Source organism: Pseudomonas sp. H1_D04 (assembly GCF_054683855.1).
Window position 1 is genome coordinate 4,326,817 of record NZ_CP162826.1, and the last position, 24,042, is coordinate 4,350,858.

22 protein-coding genes are annotated in these 24,042 nt (G+C 61.5%); 17 read left to right on the plus strand and 5 right to left on the minus strand.

The window, feature by feature from the left end:
- Nucleotides 1–1,292: 1,292 nt before the first annotated feature.
- The 7 genes from AB4N82_RS20150 (at nucleotide 1,293) to AB4N82_RS20180 (ending at nucleotide 9,901) form a co-directional block, all read left to right on the plus strand.
- Nucleotides 1,293–3,686, plus strand: coding sequence for a TonB-dependent receptor plug domain-containing protein (locus AB4N82_RS20150; protein WP_032887248.1), 2,394 nt, complete (start codon nucleotides 1,293–1,295; stop codon nucleotides 3,684–3,686).
- Between the two features lie 16 nt (nucleotides 3,687–3,702).
- The gene (locus tag AB4N82_RS20155) at nucleotides 3,703–4,668 is read left to right on the plus strand and encodes an amino acid ABC transporter permease (protein WP_032887249.1); all 966 of its coding nucleotides are present in this window, start codon (nucleotides 3,703–3,705) and stop codon (nucleotides 4,666–4,668) included.
- The gene (locus AB4N82_RS20160) at nucleotides 4,661–5,434 is read left to right on the plus strand and encodes an amino acid ABC transporter ATP-binding protein (RefSeq protein WP_032887251.1); all 774 of its coding nucleotides are present in this window, start codon (nucleotides 4,661–4,663) and stop codon (nucleotides 5,432–5,434) included. Before AB4N82_RS20155 ends, AB4N82_RS20160 begins: the two co-directional genes overlap by 8 nt.
- An 18-nt stretch (nucleotides 5,435–5,452) precedes the next feature.
- Nucleotides 5,453–6,376 carry an ABC transporter substrate-binding protein gene (locus AB4N82_RS20165; RefSeq protein ID WP_032887252.1) on the plus strand — a complete coding sequence of 308 codons (924 nt, stop codon included), beginning with the start codon at nucleotides 5,453–5,455 and terminating at the stop codon, nucleotides 6,374–6,376.
- Nucleotides 6,377–6,388: 12 nt separating this feature from the next.
- A complete protein-coding gene (locus tag AB4N82_RS20170) occupies nucleotides 6,389–7,972 on the plus strand; it encodes a flavin monoamine oxidase family protein (RefSeq protein WP_122765564.1) in 1,584 nt (527 codons plus the stop codon).
- A gap of 11 nt (nucleotides 7,973–7,983) precedes the next feature.
- On the plus strand, nucleotides 7,984–8,406 hold the full coding sequence (locus AB4N82_RS20175; protein WP_032887256.1) for a RidA family protein: 423 nt from the start codon (nucleotides 7,984–7,986) through the stop codon (nucleotides 8,404–8,406).
- Between the two features lie 160 nt (nucleotides 8,407–8,566).
- The gene (locus AB4N82_RS20180; RefSeq protein WP_032887257.1) at nucleotides 8,567–9,901 is read left to right on the plus strand and encodes an LLM class flavin-dependent oxidoreductase; all 1,335 of its coding nucleotides are present in this window, start codon (nucleotides 8,567–8,569) and stop codon (nucleotides 9,899–9,901) included.
- Between the two features lie 3 nt (nucleotides 9,902–9,904).
- Here AB4N82_RS20180 and AB4N82_RS20185 read toward each other — a convergent pair whose 3' ends face one another.
- Entirely contained in the window at nucleotides 9,905–10,462 is a 558-nt protein-coding gene (locus AB4N82_RS20185) for a hypothetical protein (RefSeq protein ID WP_241089541.1), read from the minus strand.
- Nucleotides 10,459–11,373 (minus strand): hypothetical protein, encoded by a 915-nt coding sequence (locus AB4N82_RS20190; RefSeq protein WP_032887258.1) that lies wholly within the window; start codon nucleotides 11,371–11,373, stop codon nucleotides 10,459–10,461. The genes AB4N82_RS20185 and AB4N82_RS20190 overlap by 4 nt, the downstream gene beginning before the upstream one ends.
- Before the next feature lie 184 nt (nucleotides 11,374–11,557).
- Here AB4N82_RS20190 and AB4N82_RS20195 point away from each other — a divergent pair, with 184 nt between their 5' ends.
- Nucleotides 11,558–12,046, plus strand: a complete 489-nt coding sequence (locus tag AB4N82_RS20195) for an Hcp family type VI secretion system effector (protein ID WP_122765563.1) — start codon at nucleotides 11,558–11,560, stop codon at nucleotides 12,044–12,046.
- A 205-nt stretch (nucleotides 12,047–12,251) separates the two neighbouring features.
- On the opposite strand, the gene AB4N82_RS20200 is transcribed toward AB4N82_RS20195, so the two are convergent.
- The 3 genes from AB4N82_RS20200 to AB4N82_RS20210 all read right to left on the minus strand — a co-directional run bounded on the left by AB4N82_RS20200 (nucleotide 12,252) and on the right by AB4N82_RS20210 (nucleotide 16,405).
- Complete coding sequence (locus tag AB4N82_RS20200) at nucleotides 12,252–13,583, minus strand: OprD family porin (protein ID WP_032887260.1); 1,332 nt, start codon at nucleotides 13,581–13,583, stop codon at nucleotides 12,252–12,254.
- Nucleotides 13,584–13,645: 62 nt separating this feature from the next.
- Nucleotides 13,646–15,187, minus strand: coding sequence for an MFS transporter (locus tag AB4N82_RS20205; protein WP_122765562.1), 1,542 nt, complete (start codon nucleotides 15,185–15,187; stop codon nucleotides 13,646–13,648).
- Nucleotides 15,188–15,196: 9 nt separating this feature from the next.
- Nucleotides 15,197–16,405, minus strand: coding sequence for an aspartate transaminase (locus tag AB4N82_RS20210; RefSeq protein ID WP_122765561.1), 1,209 nt, complete (start codon nucleotides 16,403–16,405; stop codon nucleotides 15,197–15,199).
- A 376-nt stretch (nucleotides 16,406–16,781) separates the two neighbouring features.
- Here AB4N82_RS20210 and nac point away from each other — a divergent pair, with 376 nt between their 5' ends.
- From nac to AB4N82_RS20255, 9 genes are all read left to right on the plus strand, one after another.
- Entirely contained in the window at nucleotides 16,782–17,687 is a 906-nt protein-coding gene (nac, locus tag AB4N82_RS20215) for a nitrogen assimilation transcriptional regulator NAC (protein WP_032887298.1), read from the plus strand.
- A gap of 114 nt (nucleotides 17,688–17,801) precedes the next feature.
- Complete coding sequence (locus AB4N82_RS20220; RefSeq protein WP_032887263.1) at nucleotides 17,802–18,209, plus strand: acetyl-CoA carboxylase biotin carboxyl carrier protein; 408 nt, start codon at nucleotides 17,802–17,804, stop codon at nucleotides 18,207–18,209.
- Nucleotides 18,210–18,242: 33 nt separating this feature from the next.
- Nucleotides 18,243–19,595 carry an acetyl-CoA carboxylase biotin carboxylase subunit gene (gene accC / locus AB4N82_RS20225; RefSeq protein WP_099600911.1) on the plus strand — a complete coding sequence of 451 codons (1,353 nt, stop codon included), beginning with the start codon at nucleotides 18,243–18,245 and terminating at the stop codon, nucleotides 19,593–19,595.
- Nucleotides 19,592–20,248 (plus strand): 5-oxoprolinase subunit PxpB, encoded by a 657-nt coding sequence (gene pxpB / locus AB4N82_RS20230; protein WP_032887265.1) that lies wholly within the window; start codon nucleotides 19,592–19,594, stop codon nucleotides 20,246–20,248. Before accC ends, pxpB begins: the two co-directional genes overlap by 4 nt.
- Nucleotides 20,245–21,219, plus strand: coding sequence for a 5-oxoprolinase subunit C family protein (locus AB4N82_RS20235; protein ID WP_122765560.1), 975 nt, complete (start codon nucleotides 20,245–20,247; stop codon nucleotides 21,217–21,219). The genes pxpB and AB4N82_RS20235 overlap by 4 nt, the downstream gene beginning before the upstream one ends.
- Nucleotides 21,216–21,611, plus strand: coding sequence for a biotin/lipoyl-containing protein (locus AB4N82_RS20240; RefSeq protein WP_122765559.1), 396 nt, complete (start codon nucleotides 21,216–21,218; stop codon nucleotides 21,609–21,611). Before AB4N82_RS20235 ends, AB4N82_RS20240 begins: the two co-directional genes overlap by 4 nt.
- Nucleotides 21,608–22,381, plus strand: coding sequence for a LamB/YcsF family protein (locus AB4N82_RS20245; protein ID WP_122765558.1), 774 nt, complete (start codon nucleotides 21,608–21,610; stop codon nucleotides 22,379–22,381). The genes AB4N82_RS20240 and AB4N82_RS20245 overlap by 4 nt, the downstream gene beginning before the upstream one ends.
- A gap of 93 nt (nucleotides 22,382–22,474) precedes the next feature.
- Nucleotides 22,475–23,227: an SDR family oxidoreductase gene (locus tag AB4N82_RS20250; RefSeq protein ID WP_032887269.1), complete on the plus strand. Its 753-nt coding sequence runs from the start codon at nucleotides 22,475–22,477 to the stop codon at nucleotides 23,225–23,227.
- Nucleotides 23,228–23,336: 109 nt separating this feature from the next.
- Nucleotides 23,337–24,038, plus strand: coding sequence for an amino acid ABC transporter permease (locus AB4N82_RS20255; RefSeq protein WP_095185631.1), 702 nt, complete (start codon nucleotides 23,337–23,339; stop codon nucleotides 24,036–24,038).
- Nucleotides 24,039–24,042: the final 4 nt, after the last annotated feature.

A 24,042-nucleotide genomic window follows, 5' to 3' on the forward strand; every position in this document is an offset into this window, starting at 1 on the left:
CTGACACACCGCCATCGGGAGCAAGCCCCCTCCCACAGTTTGATCTCCGTAGACTAGACAGATACCTAGGCTCGGTGTGCCCGTAATCCGACATTGATTTGGCGGCGGCCCCCCAAATCAACATCGAATTCCGGCCAGCGTGGTTGACGGGGCGATTCCAGATCAAAAGCAAGGCCGCGGCGGCCTTAGAGCCGACCGCATTCCAAATGTGGGAGGGGGCTTGCTCCCGATTGCAGTGGTTCAGTTACAGCTCTGTTGGCTGACACACCGCCATCGGGAGCAAGCCCCCTCCCACAGTTTGATCTCCGTAGACCAGACAGATACTTAGGCTCGGTGTGCCCGTAATCCGACATTGATTTGGCGGCGGCCCCCCAAATCAACATCGAATTCCGGCCAGCGTGGTTGACGGGGCGATTCCAGATCAAAAGCAAGGTCGCGGCGGCCTTAGAGCCGACCGGGTTCTTAAGCCGAACGCATTCCAAATGTGGGAGGGGCGGTGCGACGATTCGACTTGCTCCCGATTGCAGTGGTTCAGTTACAGCTATGTTGGCTGACATACCGCCATCGGGAGCAAGCCCCCTCCCACAGTTTGATCTCCATAGATCAGACAGATAGGTCCTAGCCTGCTTTTGATCTGCTTTTGATCTGCTTTTGATCTGCTTTTGATCTGCTTTTGATCTGCTTTTGATCTGCTTTTGATCTGCTTTTGATCTGCTTTTGATCTGCTTTTGATCTGCTTTTGATCTTTATCTTAGGCGCCCCGTCAAACACACTGGCCGCACACCGAGCCTAGGCGAGGTGCCGAGTGTTGGGGCAAGAGTCCTTGGTTACTTTGGGATGGGCCAGCATTCCGGCTCTTTTCCAAAGTGACCCGCCGTAAGGGCGGAACCAATAACCCGCCGTTACTCCAACAACGGATATCCCCCAATCCACCTAACCCCTCGCACCCAAAAACATCATTATTATGAATAAAGTAATTAACAAATAATGAAATTAGAGAATATTAGCTTATATCAAAACAGCATTATATTTTCAAAACCCATTCCGTTATGTTTGATCGCAACAGCCTACCCCTGACCTCGGATGGTACCCAGCGTAATCAAGATTCTGCGCGCCATAACCGGGTGATCATCCCCCGCAGCAGAATCGTTGGAAGTGAGTTCAACGTATGTTGCCAATTCAATCCCCGCAGTCGCCCTAACCCCAAATCGCCGCAATAGCCCCATAAAACCGAGCACCGCGCATCGCCGCGTGACTGCCCGACTTCGCGATTTGGAAATACAGGCACGCCCATGAAGCAAACGTCAAAACCCACCGCCATCCTGGCCCTGGCAATTCTGGCCAACACCGCCCATGCCCAGGACGACAGCACCTTGTCCACCGTGGTGGTCACCGGCAACCGTGGTGCCGAGCAGCGCACGGTCACCAGCAGTCCGGTGCCGATCGATGTGGTCAGCGCCAAGCAACTGCAAAGCACCGGCAAGCCGGGTTTGATGGAGGCGTTGAGTGCGGTGATCCCATCGCTGACCCTGCCGGAAAAAACCGGTTGGGACGCCAGCGGCATTGCCCGTGCGCCGAACCTGCGGGGCATGAGCGCCGCCGAAGTGCTGGTGCTGGTCAATGGCAAGCGCCGCCACACCGCCGCGACGCTGAACATCAACGGCATCAACACCGGCGCCGCCCCGGCAGACCTGGACTTGATCCCCATCAGCGCCATCGACCATGTGGAAGTGTTGCGTGACGGCGCCGCAGCCCAGTACGGCTCCGATGCCATCGCCGGGGTCATCAACGTGATCCTCAAGGCCGACACCAGCGGCACTTCGGTGACCAATGCCGGCCTTGGCTATGACGGCAAAAAACAGACCGTGCAACAAAGCCTCAACAAAGGCTTTGAGATCGGCAACGGCGGCATCGTGCAACTGGCACTGGATGCCCGCAGCCAAAACGATGACAACAAGGCCAGCGCCAACGGCTACACCTACGCACAGGCCTATGAGCAAGCCGGCCGTTCCACTTATGGCGGCTACGGCACGCCGAAGACCAACTTGCTGACCCTGGGCTACAACGCCGAGTTGCCTATCGACGACGATTTCAGCCTGTATTCCTTCACCACCTATTCACGGCGCAAGGCCGAGCAGGGGCAGAATTTCCGCCTGCCGACCATCACCAACACCATCACCACCGGGCCTAACGGTTACCCCGGTGGCTACACGCCGACCTGGTACATCGATGAGGACGATTTCCAGGCTGCATTCGGCGGCAAGGGCACCGTCGGCGAGTGGGACTGGGATTTGTCCACCACCTACGGGCGCAACGAGGCGGAGCAGGGCACCACCCATAACCAGAACCCGTCTTTGGGCGAGGCCACGCCGAACAGCTTCACCTCCGGCACTTGGATCAGCACCGAGCTGACCACCAACCTCGACTTCAAGCGCGGCTTCGATATCGGCCTGCAAAAGCCGCTCGACCTGAGTTACGGCTTCGAGCATCGGCGCGATACCTATGAGGTGCAGGCCGGTGATTACGAGTCTTATGCCAACGGCGGTTACTGCGTAGCCCCAGGCAATTGCGCATCAAGCGGGGCGCAGGTCACCAACGGCATTTCGCCGGATGAAGAAAGCAGCGCCTCGCGCAACAGCCTGGCCAGTTACGTCGATGTGGGCTTCAACCCGGTGCCGGACTGGTACGTGGGCACCGCGTTTCGCTACGAGCATTACAACCAGGGCGTGGGCGCCACCCGCAGCGGCAAGTTGACCACTCGCTACGATTTCACTCCACAGTTCGCCGTGCGCGCCACGGTGAGCAATGGCTTCCGCGCGCCGTCCCTGGCCAACAGCCTGTTCAGTGCGCGTTCCACCACCTATGGCGTGGTGGACGGGGTGTATCAGTCAATCAACTACGGCGTGCTGCCCACCGGTTCGGCGGCTGCCCAAGCCCTGGGCGCCCAGGATTTGAAACCCGAGCGCTCGACCAACTTCAGTCTCGGCTTCACCCTCACGCCCACCGACCGCCTGAGCTTCACCGCCGACGCCTACGTGATCAACCTGCGCGACCGCATCACCTTGACCGGCACCTTGCTGGGCCCGGAAATCACCCAGGTGCTGCAAGGCAACGGCATCACTTCCACCTCCGGCGGCCAGTATTTTATCAACGGTGCCGACACCCGCACCAAAGGCCTCGACCTGGTCGGCAACTACAGCCAGGACTTGGGCCAGTACGGCGCGCTGAAGTGGACCGCAGCGTTCAACTGGAACCAGACCAAAATCCTCAACTACAAGGAATCCACCACGATCCTCGGCACGTCCTACGACCTGATGGACCGCCAGGCACGCAACCTGATCACCGGCGTACAGCCCAGCACCAAGCTGATCCTGGGCGGTGATTGGAGCATCGATCGCTTCAACCTCAACCTGGCCCTGACCCGCTACGGCTCCTACAAGGAGGTCAATGTGTCCGCCGACCGCAGCCTCGACCGGGTCTACGCGGCCAAATGGATCACCGATCTCGACCTTGGCTACAACCTCACCAAAGACCTCAACGTGGCCATCGGCGCCAAAAACCTGTTCGACGTCTACCCCAAGAAACAAGGCGTGCCCAGCAGCACCATGGTCAGCAGCTACGGCACCTATTCGCCCTACGGATTCACCGGCGGGTACTACTACACCCGCTTGACCTATGCCTTCTAAGGCCGAGGAATAAACCATGCCTATTGTCGCCAAACCCTATGACCTGATTGACCAGCCCCGCGAGGTTCGCCAGGTCCGTGTCTCCCCACCGATCAAAGCCCTGCAAGTGGTGCCTGCCCGGCACCCGTGGCGTTGGGCCGGGTCGATCTTCGCCGCTCTGGTGCTGCTCGCGATCGCCCATTCCCTCGCCACCAACCCGCGGTGGGAGTGGGGTGTGTTCGGCCAGTGGTTCTTCTCGCCGTCGGTGCTGCGCGGGCTTGGGCAGACGTTGTTGCTGACGCTGTTGAGCACGGTGTTCAGCGTGATCCTCGGCACGGCGCTGGCCCTGGCGCGACTGTCCGGCTCGCCGCTTTTGGCGGCCCTGGCCTGGGGCTATATCTGGTTTTTCCGTTCGATGCCGGCGTTGCTGGTGCTGATCATCCTGTACAACTTTGCCTACCTGTATGACCACATTGTGCTCGGCGTGCCGTTCACCAGCGTGGTATTTGCCGAGTGGTCGACGGTGGACGTGCTCAGCCAGTTCACCACGGCGGTTCTCGGTTTGAGCCTGATGCAGGCGGCCTACGCGGCGGAGATCATTCGCGGCGGCCTGATCGGTGTGGACGCCGGTCAGCATGAAGCGGCAGCGGCGCTCGGTTTGCCTGCATCACGCCGCATCTTCCGGATCATCCTGCCCCAGGCATTGCGTTCGATCCTGCCGTCGGGCTTCAACGAGATCATCGGCCTGGTCAAGGGCACCTCCATCGTCTACGTGCTGGCCCTGCCGGAGCTGTTCTACACCGTGCAGGTCATCTACAACCGCACCCAGGCGGTGATCCCGCTGCTGATCGTCGCCACCGTGTGGTACCTGATCATCACCACCGTGCTGACCAGTGCTCAATATTACGTCGAGCGTCATTTCGCACGGGGAACGGCAAGGGTGCTACCGCCCACGCCGTTGCAGCGCATACGCGGTTGGCTCAAGGAGAAATCCCATGAGTGAAGCGCGCGCAGGACGTATCCAGATCCAGGGCGTGGGCAAGCGCTTTGGCAGCCAGCAGGTGCTCAAGGACATCGACCTGACCATCGACCCCGGCAAGGTCACGGTGATTCTTGGGCCGTCCGGCTCGGGCAAGTCCACCTTGCTGCGCACCATCAACCACCTGGAGAAAATCGACAGCGGGCACATCACCATCGACGGTGAATACGTCGGTTATCGGCGCAAAGGTGACCTGCTGTATGAACTCAAGGAGCGCGAGATTCTCAAGCGCCGCATCGACGTGGGCTTCGTGTTCCAGAACTTCAACCTGTTCCCGCACCTCACCGCTTGGGAAAACGTCGCCGAAGCGCCTTTGGCCCACAAGCGCTGGAGTAAGGCTGAGGCGCAGTCCAAGGCCGCAGAGCTGTTGGCCAAGGTCGGCCTGGCGGACAAGGTCGATGCTTATCCGCGCCAGCTTTCCGGCGGTCAGCAACAGCGTGTCGCTATCGCTCGTGCCCTGGCGCTGGACCCGAAGGTGCTGCTGTTCGACGAGCCCACATCGGCCCTCGACCCCGAGTTGGTGGGGGAAGTCCTCGACGTGATCAAGGGCCTGACCCAACTGGGCGTGACCTTGGTCATCGTCACCCATGAGATCGGCTTTGCCCGTGAAGTGGCCGACCACGTGGTGTTTCTCTGCGACGGCCAACTGATCGAAGAAGGCCCGCCTGAACAGATTTTCCGCCAACCCCGACATCCCCGCACCGTGGCCTTTCTCGGCAAAGTGCTTTAGTTAACGGAGTGACTGCCCATGTTTATCTCTACCGCTCGTATCGGCCTATTGGCGCTTGCCGTCAGCACCGCACAAAGCGCATTTGCTGTGCAACAGGTCGACCTCAGCCCCGACCGCGTGCGCGTTCATGTGCCGCGCAACGAGGCGGCCATCGCGCAGATCCCACCGGGTTTCAAGTTCGCCCAGCCGGGCAAGTTCACCGTGGCCGTGTCCGGCGTGGCCGGGCCGCCCCTGGCGCTGCTGGCCAGTGACGACAAAACCACCATCGGCAGCGAAGCCGACACCGCGCAACTGGTGGCCGACAGCCTTGGCCTGCAACTCAACGTGGTGCAGACCAGTTGGGAGGATTGGCCCCTGGGCGTCAGCTCGGGCAAGTACGACGCGGTGATCAGCAACGTCACCGTGACTGAGGCGCGCAAGAAGCGTTTCGACTTCGCCACCTATCGCCAGGACGTGCTCGGCTTCTACGTCAAGACCACCAGCAAGATCTCTGAGATCAAACAGGCTGCGGATATTGCTGGGCTGAAGATCATCGTCGGCTCCGGTACCAACCAGGAAAAAGTCCTGCTGGCTTGGAACGAAGCCAATGAAAAGGCTGGCCTCAAACCCGCGCTGTTGCAGTACTTCGACGACCAGGCCGCCGCGCAATTGGCGGTGCAGTCCGGGCGCAGCGATGCGCTGTTCGGGCCTAACTCGGTGTACGCCTATTCGGCGGCGATCACCGGGGGCATCAAGCGCGTCGGCACGGTGAACGGTGGCTGGCCGTTGCAGGCCGACATCGCTGTGACCACGCGCAAGGACAACGGCCTGGTCAAGCCTATCCACACCGCCCTGGAAGGCGCGATTGCCGGCGGCCAATACGAACAGGTGTTGCAACGTTGGGGCCTGGATGTGGAGCGCGTGGACAAGTCGCTGATCAACCCACCGGGCCTGCCGGATTAAGGAGCAATCGACATGGGACTGACACGACGTGAAGCGTTGTCGAGCATAGCGGCGGTAGGCGGCGAAAAAGCCGTCAAGGATGCACTGGCGGCATTAGGTTTGGGGCCGTCGTCGCACCGCCGTCCGCAACCGTTGAAACTCAAGGAAGGCGTGGGGCAAGGCACCCGCGTGCTGGTGTTGGGCGCCGGGATCGCCGGTCTGGTCACCGCCTTGGAGCTGACCCGCGCCGGGTTTGACGTGCAAGTGCTGGAGGCGCGTGAGCGGGTCGGGGGGCGCACCTGGACCCTGCGCCATGGCGACCGCGTGGACTACAAGGATGGCCGCACGCAAACGGCGGCATTCGATCAAGGGCATTACTTCAACGCCGGCCCGGCCCGGATTCCCAGCCAGCACCGCACGATCCTCGACTATTGCAGTGAGCTTGGCGTGCCGTTGGAAGTGCTGGTCAACAGCAGTCATGGCGCCCAGGTAAGGCCCGATGTGCAAAAGCCGGCGTTCAGCGTTGGCCAGGCGATCAATGATGCGCGGGGGCACTTGTCCGGTCTGCTGGCCAAAGCCGTGCAGCGTGATGCCCTTGATGATGTGCTGAGTACTGAGGAACGCGCGCGGTTGCTGGCGTTTTTGCAGGTGTACGGCGACCTGTCCCAAGAGTTGGCCTTTGAGGGCACGATTCGCTCGGGGCACCTTGAGTCTCCTGCCCATCCGGGCGCGTTGCCGGCCAGTCGCAGCCCGTTGTCGCTGGATCAACTGCTGCACCCGGAACTGTGGGGCGCATTGCTGCACACCGAGTTTCCGGAGTTTTCGGCGACCATGTTCCAACCAGTCGGCGGCATGGACCGCATCACCGACGCGTTCTATCAACGGGTGAGTGATCACGTGCAGTTGGGGGCCGTGGTGCGTCAGATCCGCCAATTGGAGGACGGCGTGGCGGTGACCTATCACGACCAGCACAGTGGCCGCGAACAGGTGGTGCGTGCCGATTACCTGATCTCGACGTTGCCGCTGCCGTTGCTGGCCAAACTCGATACCGACTTCAGTGACCCGATCAAAGCCGCGCTGCTCAGCACCCGCAGCGACCAGGCGACCAAAGTGGCGTGGCAATCCCCGCGCTTCTGGGAAACCGACTACCGCACCTATGGCGGGCTGTCGTGGATCGAACACCCCGCGCGCCTGTTGTGGTACCCGAGCAACGACCTCAATACCCGCGAAGGCCTGCTCGTAGCCGGCTATGTAACCGGCGAGGGCGCCGATGCGTTTGGCGCAAAACCCTTCACCGAGCAATACGCCACGTCCAGAGAAGCGGTTGAGCTGCTGCACCCCGGTTTCTCCAAACACCTGCGTAACCCGCTGGCCGTGACCTGGGAACAGATCCCCTACAGCGAGGGCCCGTGGTTGCAACGCGAACACTTCCCGGCTGACGCAAGCAGCCTGCTCGAAGCCGGCCATGGCCGTGTGTACTTCGCCGGCGACGGCCTGGTGCAAAGCGGCGTGGGTATCTGGCAGGAATCGGCGGCCAACTCGGCGCGGCATGTGATCGCGCAACTGGCCGAACGGGTAACCCAACAACGACAGGTCGCGGCACTCGCCGCCTCTTAAGGAGACACACCATGAGCGACAGCATTCAACGTACCAGCGTCGGCGATTTTCCGATCTCGCAGACCGTCACCGTGCCGGCGTCCGCCAGCCTGATCTTTGTCAGCGGGACCTTGCCGGACGCTGCCGATCCTCAGGTGCCGGGGGTCTATGGAAACACCGAAGTACAGACGGTTTCGGTATTCAACAAACTGCGCAAGGTTCTTCAGCAGCAGGACCTGGATCTGGGCGATATCGTGCAATTGCGGGTGTTTTTGGTGGGGGCTGAAGAGACCGACGGCAAGCTGGATTTTGCCGGGTTGCAGCGTGGGTATACGCAGTTCTTCGGTACGCCGGAGCAGCCGAACAAACCGGCACGGACGGCGTTGCAAGTCGTCGCGCTGCCATTGCCCGGAGCGTTGGTTGAAGTCGAAGCCATCGCTGCCCGCACAGCCTGATTCACGCGGTTAAACGTGTGGAAGGGGGCTTGGCCCTCGATGAGGGCGTGTCAGTTGATGCCTCTTTGACTGACCCGCAGCCATCGGGGGCAAGCCCCCTCCCACAGGGTGATCCGTTTTTTTGCCAGTCAGTCCTCTTGTTCGTTATGGAGAAATCCCTATGTCCACCTCACCCCGGCAACTCAAATTCGGTGCCATCCTCACCGGCGTCGGCACTGCGCAAAACGAATGGCTGCACCCGCAAATCCCCGGCGATGCCAGTGTCGATATCGACTGGTACCGTGCCCAGGCGCAACAGGCAGAAGCGGCCAAATTCGATCTGGTCTTCATCGTCGACAGCCCCTACATCACCCCGGATTCCGCGCCGCATTTCCTCAACCGTCTGGAGCCACTGACCCTGCTTTCGGCCATCGCCGGTGCGACGTCGAAGATCGGCCTGGTGGCCACGCTGACCACGTCCTACACCGAACCCTTCAACGTCGCCCGCCAGTTTGCCTCGCTGGACCTGATCAGCAGCGGCCGCGCCGGTTGGAACGTAGTTACCACCGGCCTGGAAGGCGCGGCCGGCAACTTTGGCCGTGAGCAGCATATTGATCACACCGAGCGCTACCGCCGCGCGGCCGAGCACCTGAGCGTGGTGCAGGGGCTGTGGGATTCCTATGAAGACGACGCCTTCGTGCGCGACAAGGCCAGCGGCGTATTCCTCGACCCGCAACGCCAGCATCGCCTCGACCATCACGGCGAGTTTTTCTCAGTGACCGGCCCGTTGAACATCGCGCGTTCAGCCCAGGGCCAGCCGGTGATTTTCCAGGCGGGTATTTCCGAGTCAGGCCGCAGCCTGGCGGCGAATTACGCCGAAGGCATTTTTGCCGGCGTGGGCAATTTCGAAGACGCCCAGGCGTATTACAGCGACATCAAAAAACGGACTGCTGCCGCCGGACGTAACCCTGATCACGTGACCATCCTGCCGGGCATTTCGCCGATCATTGCCGACACCGACGAACAGGCCCAGGCCATCGACCGCGAGCGCAATGGCGAGCTGGACCTGGACAAAGCGCTGGTGCAACTGGGGCGGCCGTTCAACTACCACGACTTCAGCCAATACCCATTGGATGAACCCTTCCCGGAGCTGGGCGACCTGGGCAGCAACGGCTATCGCGGCCATGCCGAAAACATCAAGCAAGTCGCCCGTGACCAAGGACTGACCCTGCGCCAGGCGGCGCTGCGTTTTGCCAAGCCGTTCTCCAGCTTTGTTGGCTCGCCCAAGACCGTGGCCGACGAGATCGAACGCTGGTTTGTCGAAGGTGCGGTGGATGGTTTCAACATCCACGTGGGCGCACCGGATGACTTCGCGCGGTTTACCGACCAAGTGCTGCCGTTGTTGCGTGAGCGTGGGTTGTTTCGCAGTGAGTACAGCCACAGCACCTTGCGCGGGCATCTAGGGCTGCCGGTGCCGGTGAATCGGCACACGGCTGCGCGGAGCGAGGCGGCCTGAGGGTTACCACCATTTCCAGCGGCCCTGTTGTTTCAGGGTCGCGATGATGGCTTCGCGTTTGTGGCGTAGCTCTACCGACTTTTGCCGCAGTTCGCGGCAGCGGTTGCTGTTGAGGATCAGCAGACCGACAAGTGGGCCGAGTAGGGCCAGTGTGTAGAGATAGGTGTTGGGGCGCCACAGGACGGCGGGTAGGGATATCAGCAGGCAGAGGAGGTAGATCGCGACGTTTATCCATACCCAATGGATTCGGCCGTAGAGCACTTCGTATTTGGCCAGTGCGAAAACTGCGGCGACTACCATGCCGCCAATAAAGGATGCGTTAGTGGATGTATGAATAGGAAGTGCAGAAAAATAGGTCATTGCGACCAGAAGCGTTACCAACCCTATTGAAAAGCATCCTGCAATAAGGTCGGCGCCTATTATTGGCATGAAGCGTCTTAGGAGTTTGCGCGGATCTTCGATAAAGAGCTCTGAGTGATAGGCATCTTCTACTGTCATCCCTTTCCCGTCGTTTATGCTTTTAAGGTTGTTCAGACTGTTGGTTTTTCTTCGCTTATTCACTCGGTCACCTCTTCGTATAGACCGATTGCGAGTGTCTTGACGTTTCCGTTCATTGCACTGCTGGTAAACCCCAATGTTGCTGCCAAGGCATCTCTTATATGGTTGGCGGTGGCTTGTTTCATTTCGGTTGCGCTAATGCGTTTGGACGCCCGACCCGCTGCCTGTTCCAACTTGAGTAGCTGAGTGGTGAGGCGTGGGTCGCGGATTCTGAGCAACTCGTTGTTCAGTTTTGCCCGCTCTTGTCGGGATAGACCGCTAAGGACTTGCCGCAGGTTTTTTCCTGTCACGCGCGTAGCAGTGTTAGCCGCTTTAACCGTTACTAGCGCCGAGCTTGTGACGCCGAGCAACGCCACACCATCCAGGACAGTCATTGCAGCGTCATACCATGCATTGTTGTCCAGTTCATCGTTGAATTGAGGGTTGTAGGCCTCACTGAATGTTCGAACAACACCAGAAAAGCATTGAATTGTGCTCGCAACTGCAGCGGCTTTACCAACGAAGGAGATCACCGCACTTGCTCCGCCAGTGAATGGCATAAACATAATTCCACTGCCGATAACCACCCAACTCAACACTGCTCCGATACACGTCGCTGTTGTACTCAGCGCCTCTACCATCAATTTTGACTCCCGAGGCTCATGCTCCAACATCCGCTTAAACTCCACCGGCCCCACATACCTCGGCGCTTCCCGCAGCACCACTTTGATCGGCCGCACGCTGCAAATCGCCTGGAACTCCCGCAGTACCACCACGTTGAAATCCCCATCGATATACACCACCCCCGCACCGATCAACGCCGGGTCGGCGTCTATGGCGAAGAACAACCGCCGCAGGTCGAGGCTGCTTTCAATGCGTTGGCGTGTGGTGCGGTGGGCTGAGGGGAATCCATCCTTGAACAGAGCGGCCGTCATTCCTTAACTCCTTTTTTTGGGAGCTGAGAGAGTAAAGACGCCGCAACTGGGATGAATGTCGGAAGCTTCGCCATTTACAGTCGGGTACGTCCTGAAGCGACGTTGACGTCTTGTATGCCCGCTCCTGATTGAGGAAAAGTGCGCGCCACGCCACTTCCGGCGGACCACAGGACAAGGAGCCAACATGGCAGTCGACATGTTTTTGAGACTGGGCGACATCAAGGGTGAATCGCAAGACTTGGCCCATCGTGACGAGATCGATATCACCAACTGGGGTTGGGGATTATCGCAAACGGGCTCGATGCATTCCGGTACGGGAGGCGGTTCGGGCAAGGCCGACTTCACCAACCTGAACCTGACCAAACCCCTGGATAAATCCAGCCCCAACCTGATGATGGCGTGCGCCACCGGCAAGCATTACCCCGAAGCCAAATTGGTGGTGCGCAAGGCCGGCGGAACCAGCCCGGTGGAGTATCTGGTGATTACCTTGAAGGAAGTCATGGTGGTGTCGTACAGCACCCGCGCTGACACGGCCGATGATGTTTTGTACGACAGCATCGCCTTGAACTTCGCCACCGTCGACGTCAGCTACCAGCCGCAGAAGGCGGATGGCGCCAAGGACGGTGGGCCGGTGAAGTTTGGCTGGAATATTCGGCAGAACGTCAAAGTCTGATCCCTTGCCGCCAACCCGGTTGTCTACCCGCTCGACGGCAATGCGACGATGGCAGCGCTGGGCACCAAACAGCTCAACCGCCTGTTCCTCAGCCCCATGCCGCTGCGCATCGAACGCAATGTGCCCACCTTCGACTGCATGCCGCAGGTGGGCGAGGGCGCCCAGCATGACCCGCTGACCACGAGTCCAGCGGCGCCGCTTGTGCTTAGAGGATGTTCAACGGGTAGCTGACAATCACCCGATGCTCATCACTGTCCCGTTGGGTCGTCACTTCAGTGCGCAACGACGCGTGGCGCAGGGCAATGCTCAGGTTCTTCAACGGCCCCTGCTGGATCACGTAGCTCACCGTCAGGTTGCGCTCCCACTCGCTTTTATCCCCAGTGGGCGTGCGGATGTTCGAGCCGCTTTCGTACATGCCCATAAAGCTCAGGCCTGGCACGCCGACCGAGGCGAAGTCATAGCCGTAACGCACCTGCCAAGTGGTTTCCCCGGCGCGCTGGAATTTGCCGATCATCGACTCGGTCATGAAGTAGGCCGTGGAACCGTCACCCTGGTTCAACCACACCGCATCGCTGTCGCCGCTGACCTGCTGCAGGCCGGCGGCAATCGTGTGGCCGTTGACCAGGTAGGTGAATTGGGCGCTGCTCAGGCGGCTGTCGACCTTGCCCTTGGTCACGCCGTCGCCGTAGTAGCCGAAGGTGTAGAACGCTGGGTCGTTGCCGTTGGCGCCGTCGGAGCGGTTGTCGAAGTGGCGCAGGTCGGTGCGCAGGGTGCCCGGGCCGATCTGCCAGTCGTACTTGAGGCCCAGGAAGTTCTGTTTGTAGAAGTCCTGCAGGTTGCCGTAGTAGTACTGCAAGGTCAGGTCTTTGGTCGGTTTGTAGTCGACGCCGCCGTAGTAGAACTTGTTGACGAACTCACCGGTACGCGCGTTGTTGGCGCCGGGAATCGACATGCCCATCTGGTCGCTTGAACCACGGCCCTTCACGTGTTCCAACTGGCCGAGGGTGAAGGTGAAATGGTCCAGGTCCTTGGACTGCACCTGCCCGCCATTGAAGGTCTGTTGCAACATGCGGTCGGTGGACATCACCACCGGCAGCATCGGCACCAGAGTGCCGTATTTCAGCTCGGTCTTGGCAAAGCGCGCCTTGGCCGTCAGCCCCAGGCTGCCGAACTCATCCACTGCGCGGCCATCGCTGTCGGTGGGGAACACGTTGCCGTTGAACGCGGTGCTTTGCGGGTTGTAGTGGCGCCCCTTGCCGGAGTCCAGACGCACACCGAACATGCCGATGGCGTCCATGCCGAAGCCCACGGTGCCTTGGGTGTAACCGGACTCGAAGTTGGCGATAAAACCCTGGCCCCATTCCTGGGTGTAGTTGGGGTCGGCGGCGCCGCTGCGGTTGTCGGCGTTGCTGAAGAAATTGCGGGCCAGCACATTTAGCTTGCTGTCTTCCACCAGGCCTGCGGCGTAGCCCTGCTGGGCGATGATCAGGCCACAGAGGCCGGCGAGTACGGTTGGTGCGCGATTGAAAAGCTCCATTGGTGTCATCCCCATGTGTGATTGGTTTTTTGAGGGCAGTCAAAAGCGGCAGTGAAAGTTTTCTATTTTTTTTCAGGAGCGGGAGCAACGGTGGCCGGCACGACGTGCAGTCGCACCGGCGGTAAGCGGTACAGGATGAACAGGGCGAGCACGCCAATCCCCGCGCACAGCAGCAGGCCCACGCCCACCGACTGGGCCAGCGCATCGCGGGCCAGCTCCAGCCATGGCGTGGCTTCGGGATTGGCGTGCAACAGCACTTGTGGGTCGGCATACAGGGCAATGCCCTCGGCGTGGCCCGCCGCAAGAAACACCCGTTGCAGATGGGTGCTGTAGAGCAGGTTGACCAGCACGCCCATGCCGGCAGTGCCGAGCAAACCGCCCACCAGACGCAGGGATTGAGTGAGCGCGGTGGCGATGCCGAGGAACTGCCGTTCGGCCAGGGTCTGGGTGAATACCGTGAGGTTGAGCAGGATGAATCCCAGGCCCAACCCGGCCAGTAGAATCAAGCCAAGCAACTCATTGAACGACGCGCTTCGTCCGACCACTGCCAACCCCAGGCACGCCAGCAGCAACGCGACAAAACCGGCCAGCGGCAACCAGTTTGGGTTGCGCAAACGGGTCACGATGCGGCTGTTGACGATGGCGCCGAGGGTGATGCTCAACGCCAGCGGTGTGATCAACACACCGGCGTCCTGAGGCGAATACCCGTAGGCGCCTTGCAGTAAGAGCGGTAGGTAAAACAGCAGCGAAAACATGATCGCCCCGGCGGCCACCGACAGCGTGAACAGCAGTTGCAGGCTCGGCAGGATGAACAGCGCGGCCGGCAACAACGCATGCGGGCAACGCCGCTCCCAGTACCACAACGCAATGATCGCGGCGATGCACCCCAGACCTAACGCCGCGCTGAGTGCGAGGCTCGAATGCCCCAGCCATTCCACAAACAATTGCAGACTGCCCAACGCCAGGGCGATCAACAGTGCGCCGGGCCAATCCAGACAAATGCTGCTGTGTTGTTGCGGGCGATACCACGGCAGGAAACGCCAGGCAATCAACAGCGCCAGGCAGCCCAACGGTAGGTTGATATAGAACACCGAGCGCCAGCCGAAGGCGCCGGTGAGATAGCCCCCCAGCCCCGGGCCGATGGCATTGACCACGCTGAACAGAGCACTCAACAGCATCTGCCAGCGCAGGCGCTGGCGGGTGTCGGGAAACAGTTCGGGGATACAGGCGAACGCGGTGCCGATCAACATGCCGCCGCCAATGCCCTGCAACGCACGGCCGATCACCAGCACCAGCATGTCGTTGGCCAGGGCGCAGGCCAGGGACGCCAGAGTGAAGATCAACGTGGCGGCCAGTACGAACGGCTTACGCCCGTAGTAATCCCCCAGCCGCCCGAAAATCGGGATGGTGACGATGGACGCCAACAGATAACCAGTGGCGACCCATGCATAGAGTTCAAAGCCGTTGAGCTCGGCCACGATGCTCGGCAAGGCGTTGCCGATCACGGTCTGGTCGAGCGCCGAGAGCATCAGCACCAACGAGATGCCAATCATCGCCAGCAAGGCTTGCTTGAAACTCAGGGGAGGGTGGGCCGCCGCGGTCATCGTCGATCCTCAGCGCAACGCGGCAACGGCAGCGGCAATGCGCGCGCAGCCTTGGTCGAGGGTGCTGATGTCGGTAGCAATCGACATGCGAAAGAACGGCGCCAGGCCATAGGCCGTGCCCGCCACTACCGCCACGCCCTGGCTTTCGAGCAGGTACATCACCACTTCGCTGTCGCTGTTGAGGGTTTTACCCTCGGCGGTTTTTTTTCCTAGCAGGCCGCCGCAGTTCACATACAGATAGAACGCGCCGTCCGGCTTGCGGCAGCTCAGGCCGGGGATTGCATTGAGCAGTTCAAGGCAACGGTCGCGTCGTTGCTGGTACACCTCGACGCTGTGTTTGACGAAGTGTTGGTCGCCGTTGAGCGCTTCCAATGCCGCCGCCTGACTGACTGAGCAGGCGTTACTGGTGGACTGGGATTGCAGGGTCGCCATGGCGCCGATCAGGTCGGCGGGGCCGGCGGCATAACCGATGCGCCAGCCGGTCATGGCGTAAGTCTTGGACACGCCGTTGACCACCAGGGTGCGGTCCTTCAAGACCGGTTCAATGGCCAGGATGTGTGGGTTGTCCAGACCGTCGAAGCGGATGTGCTCGTAGATGTCATCGGTCATCAGCAGCACCTGCGGATAGTCCAGCAGCACGTCGGCCAGGGCGCGCAGTTCGGCGTGGCTGTAGCTGGCGCCGGTGGGGTTGCTCGGTGAGTTGAGCAGCAGCCAGCGGGTGCGCTCGGTGATCGCCTCACGCAACTGTGCGGGGGTCAGCTTGAACCCGTTGTGTTCCGGGCAGGCCAGGGTCACCGGCTCGCCTTCGCAGGCCAGGACCATGTCCGGGTACGACACCCAGTAGGGCGCAGGGATCAGCACTTCATCACCGGCGCCTAGGGTGGCGGCGAAGGCGTTGAAGATCGCGCTCTTGGCGCCGCTGGTCACCAGTACATGAGCGGCGGTGTAGCTCAGGCCGTTCTCGCGGGCCAGTTTATCGACGATGGCCTGGCGCAGTTCCGGGGTGCCGGCGTTTTGGGTGTAGCGGGTTTCACCGCGCTCGATGGCCGCGCTGGCGGCTTGGCGGATGTGGGGGGGGGTATCGAAATCCGGTTCGCCCACTACCAGGTTGATGATGGACTGGCCTTGGCGACGCAGCTCGTTGGCGCGGTCGGACGCGGCGCTGCTGGGCGATGGTTTGATGCGTTGCACACGGGCGGCGATGCGGGAGGCGGTCACGGGCGTTCCTCGATGATGGCGTTGATGGCGTCACAGTACGAGGGCCGGGCGAGGGGGCCATAAGACGAGTTTGTTCTGGGTTGATAGGCAGTGCTTATGGCTGGGCTTGCACCAAGCAGGTGCGTCCAGGCCTGGCTGCTCCGAGCGGGTGCTTTGGGTGGGGGATCAGGAGCAACCATAGCAAAGCCTTATGGCTGGTTATGCGGGTGGCCTGTCTTTTGCAAACCTGCCAGGTGTACACAAATCCAAATGTGGGAGGGGGCTTGCTCCAGAAAGCAGTGTGTCAGCCACAGATGCATCCACTGACACTGCTATCGGGAGCAAGCCCCCTCCCACATTTAAGGCATCACTTGTCCCTTACATGAGCACCGCCATTTTGAACCTGCGCCGTTTGAAGTATTTCGTAAAACTGGTCGACATCGGCAGCATGACCCAGGCCGCTGATGTGTTGCATGTGGCGCAACCGGCGTTGAGTCAGCAACTGGCAACCCTGGAAGCCGAGTTGCAACAACAATTGCTGATCCGCACCAAGCGCGGCGTGACGCCGACTGAGGCGGGCAAGGTGTTGTATGGCCATGCGCAAATTATCCTGCGCCAGTGCGAACAGGCTCAGAGCGATATCAATGCCACCGGCCATGCCTTGTCCGGGCAGGTGTCGGTGGGGCTGGCGCCGGGTACGGCGGCGTCGACGTTGTCGCTGCCGTTGCTGCGCACCGTGCGCGAACGTCACCCCGGCATTCTGCTGTACCTCAATGAAAACTTCGGCACCACGTTGAGCGAACTGATCATGAACGGCCGCATGGACATGGCCGTGCTTTACGGCGGGCGGGAGGTGCATGGTTTGAGTTTTGTCTCGCTGCTGCGCGAGCCGCTGTACCTGGTGAGTGCCGACCCGGCCATTGCCAGTCGCGAAGACATCCCGCTGGCCGAGTTGGCCGACATGGACATGCTGTTGCCGCGCCCCTACAACGTCATGCGTCGGATGGTGGACGAAGCCTTCCTGCGTATCGGCCTGGGTGTGCGGGTAGTGGCCGAGATTGAATCGTCCACCACGCTCACCGCCGCCGTGGCCGACCACTTCGGTTCGACCATCCTGCCTGAGTCGTCGGCGCGGGTCATGGCCGCGGACCCTTCGGTGCATATGTGCCGCATCGTCGAGCCCGAGGTGGAGGCGCCGTTGGCGTTGTGCCTGTCCGGGCATTTGCCGTTGTCCGTGCCGGCCCAGGCGGTCAAGGCGATTCTGCTGGAGCTGGTGGCGCAGATGCGTGGCAGCGCCGTGTGAGGCGTCATAAGGTCGGCTTATCACCCCAAAGCCAAAGCGTCTTGGCCGCGTTTCGAGGGGCTCGGTAGATTGGGCTCATCCACTCAAGACACGCTCGACAGGCAGGGGCCATACATGGATTCAGCACGTATCAAGGGGTTGATGGATTTGCTGGCCGAATCCGATCTGCTGGAACTGAGCCTCACCGAAGGCGACAGCACGCTGCGGCTGTTCAAGCAGGCGGGGCAGGGGACTACCAGCGTTGCACCCACCGTGGTCGCAGCCCCCAAAGCTGCACCGGCTGCCAGCGCCGTTGAAGTCAAAGCCAGCCTTTATGGCGTGCTGCACCTGACGCCCGCCGTCGGTGAGCCGCCCTTTGTGACCGTGGGGCAAAGCATCGAGGCCGGCCAGACCGTGGCGGTGATCGAGGCGATGAAGATGTTCCACCCGGTAAAGGCCAAGGTGGCGGGCCAGGTGGTTGAGATCCTGGTCGAGGCCGGGGTTGAAGTCGACGCCGGCCAGTCGCTGTTCCGGCTCGGTTGACCCTTACGCGTATTCGTTATTCAGGTGAATCCAATGTTCGACAAAGTGCTGATCGCCAACCGTGGCGAAATCGCCCTGCGTATTCAGCGTGCCTGCCATGGCCTGGGCATCAAGACCGTGGCGGTGTTTTCCGAAGCGGACCGTCACGCCCACTACGTGCAAAACGCTGACGAATCGCTGTGCATCGGTCCGGCCGCGCCAGGCCTGAGCTACCTCAACCAGACCGCGTTGCTGTTCGCCGCCAAGGTCACTGGCGCCCAGGCGATCCACCCTGGCTACGGGTTCCTTTCGGAAAACGCCGGGTTTGCCGAGCGCATCGAAACCGCCGGCCTGACCTTTATCGGCCCGAGCGCAGCCTGCATCCGCACCATGGGCGACAAGGTGGCCGCCAAGCGTGCCATGCGTGAAGCCGGTGTGCCGTGCGTGCCGGGGCCTGATTCGACAATGCCTACCGACGACGCCAGCATTCTCGCCATCGCTGCCGAGATCGGTTACCCAGTGATCGTCAAAGCCGCTGGTGGTGGCGGTGGTCGCGGCATGCGCGTGGTGCAGGCCGAAGCCGAGTTGCTCGCTGCCATCGCGCTCACCCGTGAAGAGGCGCGGTTGGCGTTCGGCAACCCGGAGCTGTATATCGAGAAATTCCTCGGCCACCCGCGGCATGTGGAAATCCAGGTGCTGTGTGATGCCCACGGCCATGCGATCTGGCTTGGCTGCCGCGACTGTTCCCTGCAACGCCGCCACCAGAAAGTGTTGGAAGAAGCGCCAGCACCGGGCATCGATCCCGCATTGATCGCCAAGGTCGGCGAACGCTGCGCCGAGGCCTGCCGCCAGATTGGCTATCGCGGTGTGGGCACGTTTGAGTTCTTGTACGAAGACGGCGAGTTCTTTTTCATCGAGATGAACACGCGTCTGCAAGTCGAACACCCGGTCACTGAAATGACCACCGGCATCGACATCGTGCAGCAGCAACTGCGCATGGCCCGCGGCGAAGTGTTGGGCTTGCGCCAGGAGGATGTGCAGTTGAACGGCCACTCCCTGGAGTGCCGGATCAACGCCGAAGACCCGATCACCTTTATGCCCACACCCGGCTTGATTCAGCGTTGGGAAGTGCCCGGCGGATTTGGCGTGCGGGTTGATTCCCATGTCACCACCGGCTACCGCGTCCCGCCGTACTACGACTCGATGGTGGCCAAGGTAATCACCCACGGCGCCACGCGGGAAGAGGCGTTAGCGCGGATGCGTCTGGCCCTGAGCGAAATGATCGTGGACGGCATCAGCACCAATATCCCGTTGCACCGAGACATTCTCGACGATCCGGCATTCTGCGCCGGCGGTGTCGACATTCATCACCTGGAGCGCTGGTTGCAGCAAAGGAGCCCGACATGAACACCGCACCTTCCATCAGCCTGCTGGGCTCCAGCGCGTTGCTGTTCGAGGCGCCGGGCGAGCTCGACCTGGCCCCGCAGCAGCGTATCTGGCGCCTGGCCCTGCAAGCGGGCGAATGGCCGGAAATTCACGAAGCCGTACCGGGCATGAACAACCTGATGCTGACGTTCCTCACGCCGCCCCGTGAACTCAACGGCGTGTGCCAGCGCCTGCTGGATGCCTGGGAACAGAGCCAACCGCTGCCCCTGGAAGGGCGAATTGTCGAGTTGCCGGTGGTGTACGGCGGCGAATTCGGCCCGCACATGGCAGACGTGATCGCCCACACCGGGCTGGATATCGAGACCATTGCCAACCTGCATTGCGAGCCGCTGTACCCGGTGTACGCCCTGGGCAGCCACCCCGGTTACTGCTACCTCGGCGGCATGGACCCACGCCTGGCCACGCCCCGTCGCCAGGTGCCGGTGCTGAATATCGGTGCGGGCTCGGTGTCCATCGGCGGCGTGCAGACGGGCGTCTCCGCCTCGGCCGGCCCCAGCGGCTGGAACACCATCGGCCGCACCGAGATGGCATTTTTCGACCCCGCCCAAACCCCGCCTGCCATCTTGCGGCCGGGTGATTTCCTGCGCTTGCGCATCGAGAGGATCATTCGATGATCGAGATTCTATCGGCCACCGCCCTGGCCACCGTGCAGGACCTCGGTCGTTTCGGCAGCCTGGGTTACGGCGTAGGTACCTCGGGCGCCATGGACCATCTGGCCCTGGCCTTGGGCAACTTGCTGCTGGGCAATCCCGAAGACGCCGCTGCGATTGAAATCCCGCTGTTTACGTTTGAAGTTCGCCTGCTGCAGGACTGCGCCTTTGCCCTGACCGGCGCCGCCTGCGACGCCACGCTGGACGGCCAGCCGTTGCCGCCGAACTGGGTTTGCCAAGGGCGAGAAGGTCAAGTGTTGAACCTGGGTTATCCGACGTCTGGCAGCCGCGCTTATCTGTGTTTGGCGGGGGGCGTGGACGTGCCGTCGGTGCTGGGTTCACGCAGCACGCAATTGCGTGGCGAGTTCGGTGGTTTGGACGGCCGAGCGTTGCAGCAGGGCGATCGACTCGCTGCCTTGCGACCAGGCCTCAGCACCTTGGCGCTGGACTTCGGCGTTTTGGCGCCCAGTCTCTCGCTGCCGTTACAGGTAGACGGCGTGCCCGCGATGCGCGTGTTGCCCGCCGCTGAATACGAGCGCTTCCAGGAAACCTCCCGCGCCGCGTTCTGGGCTGGCGAGTGGAAGATCACCACCCAGAGCAATCGCTATGGCTACCGCATGGAAGGTGAACCGCTGCTGCCCATCGCACCGATGGAAATTCGCTCCCACGGCATCGTGCCCGGCGTGATCCAGGTGCCCCATGGCGGTCAGCCGATCATCCAGATGCGCGACGCGCAGCCCAGCGGCGGCTACCCCAAGTTCGGCAGCGTGATCGAGGCTGACCTATGGCGTTTGGGGCAGGCGCCGATCGGCAGCAAAGTGCGCTTTATCGAGTGCAGTTATGAAGAGGCCGTTGACGCCTTGGAAACCAATCGACGTTACCTGCGTGAAGTCAGCCGTCTGGTGGAGCTGCACCGTCAAGGAGTGAAAGCATGACGCTTGAAGAGATTCGCCAACTGGCGCTGTGGCTCAAGGAACACCACTTGGTTGGCGCAGAGGTGAGCAGGCCTGGCGTGCACCTGACCCTCAAGCGCGGTGCGCCTGCCGTCAGTGTGGTCACGCCAGTCGCGGCTGCGGCAGTGGATGACAAGGTGCTGCGCACCACCGGCCTGGGTCGTCTGCTGCTGACTCATCCGCAACAAAACCAGCCGTTCGTGGCTGTGGGCGATCAGCTTAGCGCCGGTCAACTGGTGGCCGTGCTGCAAGTGGGTGAGCTGTTGCTGCCTCAGCGCAGCCCGAAAGCCGCCAAGGTCGTGGATATACGCGTGCCGTGCGGCACCACCGTCGGCTACGGCGAAGCCTTTCTGGGCCTGGAGTATCCGGTATGAAGATCGATTTGAATGCCGACCTCGGCGAAGGCTTCGGCCCGTGGCGCATGGGCGAGGACGAAGCACTGATGAGCCTGATTTCCTCGGCCAACGTCGCCTGCGGTTATCACGCCGGCGACCCGTTGATCATGGACACCACCGTACGCCTGGCGAAAGCCGGTGGCATCGACCTGGGCGCGCATGTGGGCTTCCCGGATTTGATGGGCTTCGGTCGTCGCCAAATGAACATCGAGATCAAGGAACTGGCCACCTATGTGATCTACCAGCTCGGTGCGCTGGCCGGGATGGCGGCCGTGAATGGCCATCGCATGACCCATATGAGCTTCCACGGCGCCCTGGGCAATATGGCCGCCGCCGATGCGGCGCTGGCCGAGCCGTTGGTGCGGGCGGTGGCGGCGTTCGACCCCACGCTGATCATCAGCTCTTCCAGCAGCCGCGCCATCGAAGGCGCGGCCGAAAAATGTGGTCTGCGCGTTGCCACGACGTTCCTCGCCGACCGCGCCTATGACGATGACTGCCTGCTGGTGCCACGCAAGGTCGAGGGCTCGGTGATCAAGGAGCCTGCGTCAGTCTTGCAACGGGTGCGGCAGTTGCTGGAGGAGGGCACCGTGACCGCCCTGAGCGGCAAGGTGCTGCGGGTGCCGGCCCACTCGATCCTGCTGCACGGCGACACCCCCGGCGCGGTCAACCTGGCGCGCACCATTCGCCAGGAAATCGAGCAATTGGGCGGTCGGATTACCCCGATTTCCCAGCTGCTGGCGGCGTCATAAGCAGGCCTTATCGCCACACAATCATCGCGTCTTGGTCCAGCGCCTGAAGGCTGGATAGAGTCGAACCATAACCCGCGACACAAGGATCACCCCATGCCATTTTCCGACTACAAAACCGCACTGGTCACCGGCGCCTCATCGGGCATCGGTGCCGCCGTTGTGGAGCGTCTGTGCCAGGAAGGCGTGCAGGTGCATGCCCTGGCCCGCAGTGCCGACAAGTTGCAGGCACTGGCGGCAAAGACCGGCTGCATTCCCCACGCCATCGACGTGACCGATATTGCCGGCCTGACTCGGTTGTTCGCCGAAAACACCTTCGACATCCTGGTCAATAACGCCGGTGTCGATAAACCCGGCTCCTTGCTCAAGGCCGATGCCGACGGTATCGACCTGCTGATCGACGTCAACCTTCGCGCGGTGTTGCACCTGGCGCGCCTGGCGTTGCCGGGGATGGTCGAGCGCGACTGCGGGCACATCATCAATATCAGCTCGATTGCAGCGGCCTACAACTTTGGCGGCAACTCTACCTACCACGCGACCAAGGCCGCGGTGAGCATGCTCTCGCGTCAATTGCGCATTGATGCCTTCGGCAAGCGCGTGCGGGTTACCGAGATCTGCCCAGGCCGAGTGGCCACGGACATCTTTGCCCATGTGCATGGCGACTCCGAGGAGACCTACAAACGCTTCGTCGAAGGTTTTGAATTGCCCCAGGCCGAAGACATCGCCAACGCCATTGCCTTCGCGATTGCAGCGCCGATTGCCGTCAACGTCGGGCATATGGAAATCACCCCCACCCTGCAAGTGCCGGGCGGGCTTTCTACCGCGCGACCTCAGGATTATCAGGGCTGAAACCAGCCCTCTAAAACAGAACGGATCGATCCGTCATTGCTGCACCGCGCCACGGCCACGCCGGGTGACTTTGATTTCTGCCCTAGCCCAATGCCGATAGGGATTGACCATGAAGCAAGACTTCGATTTGGCCGCGATTCTGCAAGGCGAGTATGCCGAGCTGATCGTCAAGGGCATCGAAATGACCTTGCAGCTGGCGTTGTTCGCCTGGCTGCTGGCGATGGTGCTGGCGCTGACGCTGGTTACGGTGCGCCTGACCGGCAACAAGCTGGCCGACCGTCTGGTGGCGGGGTACGTGTCCTACCACCGCAATGTGCCGACCCTGGTGCAACTGATGCTGTGGTACTTCGGCGTGCCCACGTTGCTCAGCGAATCCGCGCAACTGTGGCTGGCCAACCACAACACCGAATACCTGTTTTCGGTGATCGCCCTGGGCTTGTGCCAGGCCGCGTATTTCTGTGAAGACATGCGCAGCGGCCTGCGCGCCATTCCGGCCGGGCAGACCGAAGCGTCCAGAGCCCTGGGACTGGGCTACGTGCGCTCAATGCGCTACGTGATCCTGCCCCAGGGGGTGCGCAACTGCCTTCCGTCCTTGATCAACCACACCGTGTTGTTGTTCAAGAACACCAGCCTGGCCATGGCGATTGGCGTGATGGAGCTGACCTACGCCAGCCGCGAAGTGGAGAACTACACGTTCCGCACCTTCGAGTCGTACCTGGTGGCCACGGTGTTCTACCTGGTGTTTTCACTGCTGCTGATGGGCGCCGGGGCGTTGCTCGCTCGGCACTTCAGCAAAGCCCTGGCGAGGTAGATGG

What these genes read in the sequence shown, in the direction of transcription:
- AB4N82_RS20150 (WP_032887248.1), top strand. Translation starts at nt 1,293, where the DNA reads ATGAAGCAAACGTCAAAACCCACCGCCATCCTGGCCCTGGCAATTCTG.
- AB4N82_RS20155 (WP_032887249.1), top strand. Translation starts at nt 3,703, where the DNA reads ATGCCTATTGTCGCCAAACCCTATGACCTGATTGACCAGCCCCGCGAG.
- AB4N82_RS20160 (WP_032887251.1), top strand. Translation starts at nt 4,661, where the DNA reads ATGAGTGAAGCGCGCGCAGGACGTATCCAGATCCAGGGCGTGGGCAAG.
- AB4N82_RS20165 (WP_032887252.1), top strand. Translation starts at nt 5,453, where the DNA reads ATGTTTATCTCTACCGCTCGTATCGGCCTATTGGCGCTTGCCGTCAGC.
- AB4N82_RS20170 (WP_122765564.1), top strand. Translation starts at nt 6,389, where the DNA reads ATGGGACTGACACGACGTGAAGCGTTGTCGAGCATAGCGGCGGTAGGC.
- AB4N82_RS20175 (WP_032887256.1), top strand. Translation starts at nt 7,984, where the DNA reads ATGAGCGACAGCATTCAACGTACCAGCGTCGGCGATTTTCCGATCTCG.
- AB4N82_RS20180 (WP_032887257.1), top strand. Translation starts at nt 8,567, where the DNA reads ATGTCCACCTCACCCCGGCAACTCAAATTCGGTGCCATCCTCACCGGC.
- AB4N82_RS20190 (WP_032887258.1), bottom strand. Translation starts at nt 11,373, where the DNA reads ATGACGGCCGCTCTGTTCAAGGATGGATTCCCCTCAGCCCACCGCACC.
- AB4N82_RS20195 (WP_122765563.1), top strand. Translation starts at nt 11,558, where the DNA reads ATGGCAGTCGACATGTTTTTGAGACTGGGCGACATCAAGGGTGAATCG.
- AB4N82_RS20200 (WP_032887260.1), bottom strand. Translation starts at nt 13,583, where the DNA reads ATGGAGCTTTTCAATCGCGCACCAACCGTACTCGCCGGCCTCTGTGGC.
- AB4N82_RS20205 (WP_122765562.1), bottom strand. Translation starts at nt 15,187, where the DNA reads ATGACCGCGGCGGCCCACCCTCCCCTGAGTTTCAAGCAAGCCTTGCTG.
- AB4N82_RS20220 (WP_032887263.1), top strand. Translation starts at nt 17,802, where the DNA reads ATGGATTCAGCACGTATCAAGGGGTTGATGGATTTGCTGGCCGAATCC.
- accC (WP_099600911.1), top strand. Translation starts at nt 18,243, where the DNA reads ATGTTCGACAAAGTGCTGATCGCCAACCGTGGCGAAATCGCCCTGCGT.
- pxpB (WP_032887265.1), top strand. Translation starts at nt 19,592, where the DNA reads ATGAACACCGCACCTTCCATCAGCCTGCTGGGCTCCAGCGCGTTGCTG.
- AB4N82_RS20235 (WP_122765560.1), top strand. Translation starts at nt 20,245, where the DNA reads ATGATCGAGATTCTATCGGCCACCGCCCTGGCCACCGTGCAGGACCTC.
- AB4N82_RS20240 (WP_122765559.1), top strand. Translation starts at nt 21,216, where the DNA reads ATGACGCTTGAAGAGATTCGCCAACTGGCGCTGTGGCTCAAGGAACAC.
- AB4N82_RS20245 (WP_122765558.1), top strand. Translation starts at nt 21,608, where the DNA reads ATGAAGATCGATTTGAATGCCGACCTCGGCGAAGGCTTCGGCCCGTGG.
- AB4N82_RS20250 (WP_032887269.1), top strand. Translation starts at nt 22,475, where the DNA reads ATGCCATTTTCCGACTACAAAACCGCACTGGTCACCGGCGCCTCATCG.
- AB4N82_RS20255 (WP_095185631.1), top strand. Translation starts at nt 23,337, where the DNA reads ATGAAGCAAGACTTCGATTTGGCCGCGATTCTGCAAGGCGAGTATGCC.